The 8698-nt window shown below is 45.5% G+C and carries 10 protein-coding genes; 5 read left to right on the forward strand and 5 right to left on the reverse strand.

The annotated features are described in order from the left end of the window. Positions 1 to 304 precede the first annotated feature (304 nt). From cobM to ACLFWI_RS21460, 4 genes are all read left to right on the forward strand, one after another. Positions 305 to 1159: a precorrin-4 C(11)-methyltransferase gene (cobM, locus tag ACLFWI_RS21445; protein ID WP_446414610.1), complete on the forward strand. Its 855-nt coding sequence runs from the start codon at positions 305 to 307 to the stop codon at positions 1157 to 1159. Between the two features lie 212 nt (positions 1160 to 1371). Then, entirely contained in the window at positions 1372 to 1764 is a 393-nt protein-coding gene (locus ACLFWI_RS21450; RefSeq protein WP_446414606.1) for a zf-TFIIB domain-containing protein, read from the forward strand. 250 nt (positions 1765 to 2014) lie between these two features. Then, on the forward strand, positions 2015 to 2497 hold the full coding sequence (locus ACLFWI_RS21455; RefSeq protein ID WP_446410446.1) for a flavin reductase family protein: 483 nt from the start codon (positions 2015 to 2017) through the stop codon (positions 2495 to 2497). A 212-nt stretch (positions 2498 to 2709) separates the two neighbouring features. Beyond that, positions 2710 to 3063, forward strand: a complete 354-nt coding sequence (locus ACLFWI_RS21460) for a phenylpyruvate tautomerase MIF-related protein (protein ID WP_446410445.1) — start codon at positions 2710 to 2712, stop codon at positions 3061 to 3063. A 187-nt stretch (positions 3064 to 3250) separates the two neighbouring features. Here the strand turns inward: ACLFWI_RS21460 and ACLFWI_RS21465 are convergent, their stop codons facing one another. The 3 genes from ACLFWI_RS21465 to ACLFWI_RS21475 all read right to left on the reverse strand — a co-directional run bounded on the left by ACLFWI_RS21465 (position 3251) and on the right by ACLFWI_RS21475 (position 5573). After that, the gene (locus ACLFWI_RS21465) at positions 3251 to 3595 is read right to left on the reverse strand and encodes a DUF5615 family PIN-like protein (RefSeq protein WP_446410444.1); all 345 of its coding nucleotides are present in this window, start codon (positions 3593 to 3595) and stop codon (positions 3251 to 3253) included. Beyond that, positions 3592 to 3885: a DUF433 domain-containing protein gene (locus ACLFWI_RS21470; protein ID WP_446410443.1), complete on the reverse strand. Its 294-nt coding sequence runs from the start codon at positions 3883 to 3885 to the stop codon at positions 3592 to 3594. The genes ACLFWI_RS21465 and ACLFWI_RS21470 overlap by 4 nt, the downstream gene beginning before the upstream one ends. A gap of 86 nt (positions 3886 to 3971) precedes the next feature. Further along, positions 3972 to 5573 carry a peptide ligase PGM1-related protein gene (locus tag ACLFWI_RS21475; protein ID WP_446410442.1) on the reverse strand — a complete coding sequence of 534 codons (1602 nt, stop codon included), beginning with the start codon at positions 5571 to 5573 and terminating at the stop codon, positions 3972 to 3974. Positions 5574 to 5934: 361 nt separating this feature from the next. Here ACLFWI_RS21475 and ACLFWI_RS21480 point away from each other — a divergent pair, with 361 nt between their 5' ends. After that, entirely contained in the window at positions 5935 to 6906 is a 972-nt protein-coding gene (locus tag ACLFWI_RS21480) for a hypothetical protein (RefSeq protein WP_446414607.1), read from the forward strand. A gap of 256 nt (positions 6907 to 7162) precedes the next feature. Here ACLFWI_RS21480 and ACLFWI_RS21485 read toward each other — a convergent pair whose 3' ends face one another. Together ACLFWI_RS21485 and ACLFWI_RS21490 are read right to left on the reverse strand one after the other, a co-directional pair. Further along, positions 7163 to 7618, reverse strand: coding sequence for a hypothetical protein (locus tag ACLFWI_RS21485; protein WP_446414608.1), 456 nt, complete (start codon positions 7616 to 7618; stop codon positions 7163 to 7165). A gap of 390 nt (positions 7619 to 8008) precedes the next feature. After that, the gene (locus tag ACLFWI_RS21490; protein ID WP_446414609.1) at positions 8009 to 8470 is read right to left on the reverse strand and encodes a hypothetical protein; all 462 of its coding nucleotides are present in this window, start codon (positions 8468 to 8470) and stop codon (positions 8009 to 8011) included. Positions 8471 to 8698 lie beyond the last annotated feature (228 nt).

The following is an 8698-nucleotide window of genomic DNA, read 5'->3' on the forward strand; positions in this document are numbered from 1 at the left end:
ATAACAAAAGTCCCAGAGAAAAAATCTCTAGGACTGAACCAGGGTGCATCTACCACTTCTTATTTCCTATCCCCATGAACCCAATCCGGACTAATTGCCTAAAAAAACAAAAGCCCCAGAGAAAAAATCTCTAGGACTGAATCAGGGTGCATCTACCATTTCTTTCTTCCTATCCCTATGAACCTGATCCGGAAAAGTCGTCTAAAAATAACAAAAGTCCCAGAGAAAAAATCTCTAGGACTGAACCAGGGTGCATCTACCATTTCTTATTTCCTATCTCTATGAACTTGTTCCGGAAATTTATATGTATCAAAGTTCTGACTCTACTCAACTTCAAAACCCTCTCCCTTCCCTAGCGCCAGCCGTCTACATCATTGGTGCCGGTCCTGGAGATCCGGAGTTATTAACCGTTAAAGCGGTGAAAATTCTGCAAAAAGCAGATGTTATTTTATTTGCCGACTCCTTAGTGCCATCACAAATTTTGCAGGAAACCCGTCCTGATGCAGAAATTATCCGAACTGGGAATAAAACCCTAGAAGACATCTTACCCCTAATGATCGAACGAGTGCGATCGCAAAAATCAGTCGTTCGTCTGCATTCGGGTGATCTGAGTCTATACAGCGCCATTCACGAGCAAATGCAAGCCCTTACCGAGGCGGAAATTCCCTTTGAACTGATTCCTGGTATTAGTGCTTACCAAGCGGCAGCAGCTAAACTAGGAGTTGAACTCACTGTGCCGGACGTGGTACAAACCATTATCCTGACGCGCATTAGTGGTCGAGCCTCAGCCGTACCTGAGTCGGAAGAATTAGCATCCCTAGCCGCGCATCAAGCCAGTCTTTGTCTTTATCTAAGCGCTCGTCATATAGAAGCCGCCCAAGCCAAACTGATGCAACATTATCCAGCAAATACCCCGGTTGCTGTCTGTTTCCGGATTAGTTGGTCAGATGAAAAAATGTGGCTTGTCCCTCTAGAGCAAATGGCAGCACTGACTCACCAGGAAAATCTAATTCGGACAACACTTTATATTATTAGTCCCGCCTTAAAAACACCCTGGTCTTTACCAGAGACAATATCTAGCCAAGATACCAAAGTAGGAACACGTTCCCGCCTTTACCATCCAGAACACTCCCACCTCTTTCGCCGCGAGGGGAGATAGGGGAGTTGGGGGAGTTGGGGGAGCTGGGGGAGCTGGGGGAGCTGGGGAAGCTGGGGGAGACACCCCTAACTTGACTAAACCCGCCTCAATGGGTTGGTAGGTTGGGTAGAGGGTAAGCAAAACCCAACAGGCTAACGATGGCGTTAAAATTCCGATCATTAACCCTGCGAGTATAGTGATTGTATTGCCTGTTCCCTGTTCCCTAGTCAACTATGAAGCCAAGCGTCTGTCCTAAATGTGGTGCAAGCTTAGAGTCTATCACTCATGGTGGCATAGAAATCGATCGCTGCTGCAACTGCAAAGGAATTTGGTTTGATTCTCTGGAAGCTGAAAAACTCAAGCGGATTAAAGACTCCGAGAGTTTGGACATTGGAGTTCCAGAAACGGGACATCAATTTGATCAAGTGGATGACGATGTGTATTGTCCTCGCTGTGGCGCGACGATGTTTCGCATGATTGATATTGACCGGTATAGTATCTGGTATGAAAAATGCCCCCAGTGTCACGGTGTCTGGTTAGATGCGGGTGAATTTAAGCAGTTTAAGCGGAATTTCTCAGGCAAAGGGATTTTGGGTCGAGTTCGCAAAACCTGGCGTCCTCATTAGCTTGTCTGTTGTGGGAGGGTAATGTAGAGACGTGCCATGGCGCGTCTGAAAGCTGGGGAAGTTAATTTAACACTCACTCAGGGCGGGTTTAGTCACATCGGGGTCAAAAAGAAACGATAGTAGTAAAACCCGCCCCTACAAACCATGTTCCCTCGAAGGTCGTGAAGGGTCAACACTCTCCCCTGCACCCAAAACCCCTAACCTCTTGGTAAACTGAATGCCATATCTGTGCAACTAGGGAGAGGATGCCTTGCTAGACGAACAAGCGAAAAAAACGATGCTGCGTAAGATTCCGCATGGTCTGTATATCTGCGGCGTCAAAGATGATGATAACTTAAACGGTTTCACCGTAAGTTGGCTGATGCAGTCTTCGTTTGAACCGCCACTGGTGGTTAATTGTATTAAGAGAGAGACAGGTTCTCACGAAATGCTGAAAAAAAATGGTGTGTTCAGCATCAGCTTCCTAGAAAGTGGACAAAAAGACATGGCGGCGAAATTCTTTAAACCCCAAAGCCGGGTTGGGAATAAGTTCGCGGATGTGGAATTTTATGAAGGAGAAGCCACAGGCTGTCCGATTATCTCTGACTCCCTCGGTTACATCGAATGTAAAGTAGTCGATTCGGTGGAAAAGGGAGATCACAGTGTTTATGTGGGGGAAGTGATTGCCGCAGGTATCCACCGGGAAGGAGAACCGCTTTTACTCGAAAGCACCGGTTGGCAATATGGTGGCTAGAGACTGAACGCCAATTGTCCCATATCCCAAATGGTTCTAACTCAGCTCTGGCAGCAGTTAAGGGTAAGCTGATTTGACGTAGAGTGGGCAAGAGTTATAAACCTCACCACCCTTCTATGATCATTTGTTGCTCTTGCCAACCACCGGGTAACTGGGGATTTATTACCAGTGCTGCAAGATCTCAGTTCTAATGAAGTTGAAACAATAAGCCTATGCCTCTGATTAAAGTTCAATCATCTGTCAGTAATCTAGAACCTACGCTAGTGGAAGGGTTGCTGAAAATCCTTTCCGGTAAACTAGCCCAGCATGTAGGCAAGCCTGAATCCTATGTGATGACGGCCTTTGAAGATGGTGTATCCATGACATTTGGCGGTACTGTTGAGCCAACCTGCTACATGGAAGTCAAAAATATTGGCACGATGAGTCCAGCCCAAACCCAGGCAATGAGTCAAGACTTTTGCCAGGTGATTAGTGAAAAGCTGGGTGTCCCGATTAAGCGAATTTATATTGAGTTCGCTGATGCCAAGGGTAGTATGTGGGGGTGGAACGGTACAACCTTTGGTTGAGGAATTGGTTTTATCCTGATCGAGCCTTTGCTGTTTTCAAATGAACCCAAAGTAAGCCCCCCTTTTTAAGGGGGGTTTGGGGGGATCTCTACCGTGTCCTATTGGCACGCAAAACTAACCCTAATCAAGGTCAGCATCCAATCGTATTGGCTATCGAGCTTCATCTTTGCAGGATTTCTGGTAATTGTTACACATACAAAAGCTGGTTAAAAACTTCATCGGCTGTCAGAGTATTCAGGATGATACCGACTCGTTTAGCAATCTCATAAGCATTATTTTGAGGTGTGACAATAATGCCTGAATGTTTTTGTCCGGTTTCGATGTAGCTCAGGTGCAATCTTTCATAATCCACTCGATTGTGAGTCAATAGACATCGCTCTTGTGCAGCAGCATAAGCCAATTGTTGCTGATCAGAGCAACCCGCCATCCCAGCATCAAGAGTTGTTACGACATCCAAACCTCTAGCTCTGAGAATAGTGGCAACCAAATTAGCAATATCCTCATCTGTGTAGAGTGACGCAAAGATTTTCATTCCGCTTCTAAGGCTTTGCGAACTGCGGGATGAATCAGATCGTCTGGGATTCGATTTCGCTCAATATACTCATTGATTTCAGCCTGGTTATCTAAATAGAAGCTCAGGGCATCAAAGACTTGAGCCAGGGTAAGCTGGGGATACTGAGCCGGAATTTCTTCAGGAGGAGTACCCAATCGCCATAAGCCGACAATGACTCGCACCGATATGCGCGTCCCGATGATAATCGGTTCACCGCTTAAAATGTCTGGATTACGAGTGACATATCTGGAAACTGATGTAGTCGTCATTAATCAAACCCTAGGAGATAGCTCATTTTTATTACCATCCTAACTACGGGAAAGCCGCATCTGTGTGCAATCAAGCGGATTCGATATCACTTAGAGAACCAGGAAATAGGTTCACAGGGATAAGAAAACTGGTCATTATCAATCCCTGTGGTTTCGTGATCCAATACTTGCATCACCTGGTTATAAAATGCCTCCGCTTCTGGAGGGGAGTCGCCAATACAGGTTAATCCCAGTTTGCCAAACTCTGAGAGGGCACCCATCAGATGAAACACATTCCCCGTCCGGGTACTGCTATCAAAATGTAGGCGATAATGGGTGATAATATCCATCAGATCATTAGGCATTAACCCTCGGTAATGATCCCGTTGTAAATTATCGGTAGCGATGTAATATTTATCGCGACCTTGCTGGCTGTGAAATAAACCCGTTGAGGCGTCGTAATGACCATTGGTTAAATACCGCAGCGACATAAACGGATGGGTGGTTCCCCCTTTGCGTAAGTTAATTTCGATCGCCTGTAAATCCCAAACATTCTCCCCCTTCTCCGGCTGGTGAACGGCAACAAAATCCACGCCATACCGTTCAATTGCACCTTTTTCTGCCAAGGCTTCTCCTACTTTAATTCCCATCTGTTGTAAGGGTAAGCGATAGGCAGCATCGGCGGGAAATCGACATCCTAGATAAATCTGACCGTCTGGACCCCCTAAAATTTGATCATGGGTGGAGAGTATCTTCACATCACCATTTGGGGTAATATACCCTTGCACACTAGGCGATCGCTTATTCTCTCCTTCAATAAATACCTCGACAATCGCGCCTAATTCGGGGATGCGACTGGAAAACTGAGTCCAGGTTTCATTACTTGCCTGAAAGCCTAAATGGTCTAAATCTTCGTGGATAGCGGCAACCCGTTGATCATGAGACGCTTTTCCGGGTGCCGCGTCGGGAATTTTTCTCAAATCTAAAATCGCATTCCCTTCCCCAGAAAAGCCTTCATTGAGTTTAATCACCATCCGCTTTAAATTAGGATGACGTTCCCACAACACAGCCGCCGCTTCTACCAACTCGTCCACCGTCCACAGCGTTCCGCAACCATCGGGATGGGGGATACCACTGAGTTTAAAAATTTCCCGACTCCCACTCTTGGTTCCCCAGTAGAGTAAATCTGGGTCAGGTGCGAGAAGCGGTAGATTGAGTTTTACTGATAATTCTCGCTCAAGCTGGGTGGAATTGTAACAAACCATATAGGACTTGTGCGGACGCAGCGCCTGACGAATTCGCGCCATTAAGCGGGGACGTTCTAATATTTTTTGGCTCAGGGGTTTGAGTGAGGCGTCATAGGTGGAGAGGAGCATCAAACGCTCACGAGCGTGAGAAAAGGGAATTCCGGGTAAAAGTTGCAAGTAATAATCAATGACTATCGGCGATAGCGGTACCGCCGTTACGTAAATCAGGCGGGTGCGGGGATTGCGTAAGCGAATCAGTGAAAATAACAGCCGTTCCTCATAGTGCAGAAAACCGGGAATCTTCGCCAGTTCCCGCTGATCAACGGTAACAGACGGTACCACCAAGATGTCGCGATCGTCCTGGTCAAACAGATCAATACTAGACCAGCGATCGCGCAACTGACTCTGAAGCCGTCGAAACCGTTCTGCTTGTGTGGAGGAGGAAGAATTCAATCCATCCATTGCCCCTGAACTGCCTGAATATTATACATAAGTAGTCGGACTAAGTTAAAGTTGATGGTTGAGATTAGGGAACGGGGAACACCTCGACCCTTCGACAAGCTCAGGGCATCGCTTACCTCGACTTACTTCGACTTACTTCGACTTACTTCGACTTACTTCGACTTACTTCGACTTCGCTCAGTAACACGCTCGGTGTGTAACAGGGAACAGTAAGGATTTAAGGCTTGTTAACATTTCTTAGCACAGCGGACAGAATTTATGTCCAGGTACTTAGCCATAATAACGGTTAGTTGGAACAAATGTGATATTGTAAACGTTAATCTTTGAAAAGCAATCAACGTTTACTGGCGAAACATCAAGGATGAGCCTCTATCCCAATACCCAAGCGCTGGAAGAACGCATCACTATTTTTAGTCGAGTCATCAGCATCATGTTTATGCTGTTTGGCATCGGTGCCGCCATTGCCCAACTGGCTAAAATCTCTCCATTTTTAGAATCCTATCCAGGCTGGACGTGGAATTTGAGTAATATCAGCGCTTTAATTTTAGGTATCCTGTTGTTCCTTTTTGGAAAAAGCCAAGCGATTAAAAGGCTGGTTCATTTTTCCCTGTTTTCCGGGCGAGAAATAATGAAGCGGTTTCTCTTAGTTTTCCCCATATTCGCCACGATTATTCTGCTACTGCTCAAATTGCGCCTCGGTGAAAGCCGTTCCTATCGGATGATTTTGGATGAGGGGGGATTTATTGAATATGGCACGGTTATTGCTTATTTCCTAGCGGGTGGATTTTCGATACCGATTGGTCGTTATTTTTTCCGGCTACGTCAAAACGTTTTGGGCTGGGGGTACTATCTATACAGTGCCTTTTTTATTTTTGTCGCCTTAGAAGAGGTCAGTTGGGGTCAACGCTTGTTTGGCTGGGAACTCCCCCCTTTCTTTGAAACCTACAATGTTCAAAAAGAATTCACGATTCATAATTTGGTCTGGTTTCAGGATTATTGGGGGGAAGGAATTATCGGGATTAGCTTCTTATGTTTGTTAGGGATTATTTTTTTGTCTCGTTCGCATCGACAAAAGCAACAAGGGGGTTATCATTATCTCACTTATTTAATCCCTAATTGGTTTTTGGCTATATTTTTTAGTTTAGCGTTGGTTATCTATGTTATCCTTGAATATACCGATGGATTGGGATTCGTTATTTCAAGAGATCAAGAGTTTGCCGAACTCCTTCTATCGTTAGGATTTTTATTTTTTGTGATTGTCAATTATTTCCGGCAGGTGTTGGAATTTGGATTATTAAAACCAAGAGCAGAAGATAGGGAGTTACTCCCTTAAGTCAAAAGCCCGACTCAGTAGCGAGCGAGGCGCTCGCACTCCTGGATTGACACAGCTAAAATTGTGGAATAAATTGGGTTCGTAGTAGGGGCTTTAGCCCCTAATTTATTAACTTTTCTGGGCGTAATTCTAATCCACCCAATTAGGTGTGCCATGCCACGACTGGACTGACACAGCTAAAATTGTGGAATAGATTTGACGGTGAAATCGGGCGCACATTGCTGCGGTAAAAGGGCGCAAGTCTTTGCGCCCCTACTTACTGGAAAATGCTTTTAATTAGATCAGGAAGATGGCGATCGCCGGAAAAGAAATCGATGCCGACTAAGGATTTGAGTAAGTAAGCGAATAGGAATAAACTAGCACTCAATAACAGGTTTACGCCTAACAGTAGGATAATCGCCGCGATGACATTGCCAACTTTAGCTACGCCTTTGGGGATGTAACGCCGGGGTTTTCTTCGCCTATCTTTACCGACTAATAACACGACATAGAAGCGGGTGACGATTAAATCGACTAAAAATCTTAAATCGACAATCTTGGGCGATGGCTTAGGAATTGCCTCATCTAACAGATTAAATATTGCCTGAAGTTGTTGGGTAGTGAAACTTGCCCGGAGTTCTGGCTCCATTTTGTCGATATAATACTGGGGCTTGCGATCGGCATAGTTGGGTATTTTTTGCTGGGATTGTCCCGGTAAGGTTGAAGTTTTCATGTTTTTGTCTCCTTGATAAAGATTGAAGTTTTCATGTTTTTGTCTCCTTGATAAAGATTGAAGCCGAGAACTAAAGTTCTGGCTTAAAGCTTAAACCCGTTAAAACGGGTTCAAACGATTACCCGGTTTTTTAGCTTGAGGTTTCGGAATGTTATTTCCTGGCGTTTGAGGTTGTAGGTTGGGTTTCGACTTCGCTCAACCCAACAGAGTATAGGGCTGAAGCTTTTACTACAAGCCGGATATCCTGTAGGGTGGGCACTGCCCACCAGCATACCAGTCAGTTACATTTCTCTTCAGTCAGTGTTATTCAGGTTAGGATACATTGAATCGCTGATACGAAAAGGTAGCCGTAATAATCCTTCGGCTTTCTGCTTGTTGCTAGATCAACAATTAACGTATAACCATAATGTCCAAAATTCGACCGACGGCTAACCCACTAAAAGCAAGGGTGACTAAAAACCAAAAGGCTTGAGTGTTTTTCAATCCGGTGGCTTGTATCGGTTGTTTGGCAAAGGCTACACCAAAGGCTAGAATTATGCCTAAAAGCCAGATCAAAAATAAGGCAATGACTAACAGTTGAAAATTGAAACGTAGGCTGGGGGGGTACGCCCTAGCTAGGGTGCCGATCCAGACAACACCAACTACCCAAGTGATGGCTAATGCGATCGCGCTTTTGCCTCGCCAAGCTAAGTGTACGGTGACGGCTTGGGTTCCTAGCCAAATTAGCGCCGGGGCTTGATAAAGGGATAATAACCAACCGGCTACGGTGTACCCGATGAGGAGACTGATTAGATGTAGCCCCAGTAGGGATTGTCCGTATTCGATTCTTGGTGTAGACAGTTTTTGCATCATTGGGGGAATCTCATGCTTTGTCTTTTGTCCTTCTTAGATTCAGGATTCCCGTTTTTTTGGCGAAACTCACAACATCGGAAATGTTTGGGCTGAAGGGGTGACAAGCTAAGTCAAAGGTAGGCAGGGTTTGGGGTTTGGGGTTTGGGGGTGCGGAAGTGCCGAGTTCGTTTATCGGTGGGGAGGGCGGGTTTTGTTGTTCCGTTATTGGTGGGGAGGGCGGGTTTTGTT

The organism is Coleofasciculus sp. (assembly GCF_046539235.1).
Lineage (GTDB): Bacteria > Cyanobacteriota > Cyanobacteriia > Cyanobacteriales > Coleofasciculaceae > Coleofasciculus.

Excerpts from the sequence above, each read along its gene's own strand:
- cobM (WP_446414610.1), top strand. The coding sequence starts at position 305 with ATGTATCAAAGTTCTGACTCTACTCAACTTCAAAACCCTCTCCCTTCC.
- ACLFWI_RS21450 (WP_446414606.1), top strand. The coding sequence starts at position 1,372 with ATGAAGCCAAGCGTCTGTCCTAAATGTGGTGCAAGCTTAGAGTCTATC.
- ACLFWI_RS21460 (WP_446410445.1), top strand. The coding sequence starts at position 2,710 with ATGCCTCTGATTAAAGTTCAATCATCTGTCAGTAATCTAGAACCTACG.
- ACLFWI_RS21465 (WP_446410444.1), bottom strand. The coding sequence starts at position 3,595 with ATGAAAATCTTTGCGTCACTCTACACAGATGAGGATATTGCTAATTTG.
- ACLFWI_RS21470 (WP_446410443.1), bottom strand. The coding sequence starts at position 3,885 with ATGACGACTACATCAGTTTCCAGATATGTCACTCGTAATCCAGACATT.
- ACLFWI_RS21475 (WP_446410442.1), bottom strand. The coding sequence starts at position 5,573 with ATGGATGGATTGAATTCTTCCTCCTCCACACAAGCAGAACGGTTTCGA.
- ACLFWI_RS21480 (WP_446414607.1), top strand. The coding sequence starts at position 5,935 with ATGAGCCTCTATCCCAATACCCAAGCGCTGGAAGAACGCATCACTATT.
- ACLFWI_RS21485 (WP_446414608.1), bottom strand. The coding sequence starts at position 7,618 with ATGAAAACTTCAACCTTACCGGGACAATCCCAGCAAAAAATACCCAAC.
- ACLFWI_RS21490 (WP_446414609.1), bottom strand. The coding sequence starts at position 8,470 with ATGATGCAAAAACTGTCTACACCAAGAATCGAATACGGACAATCCCTA.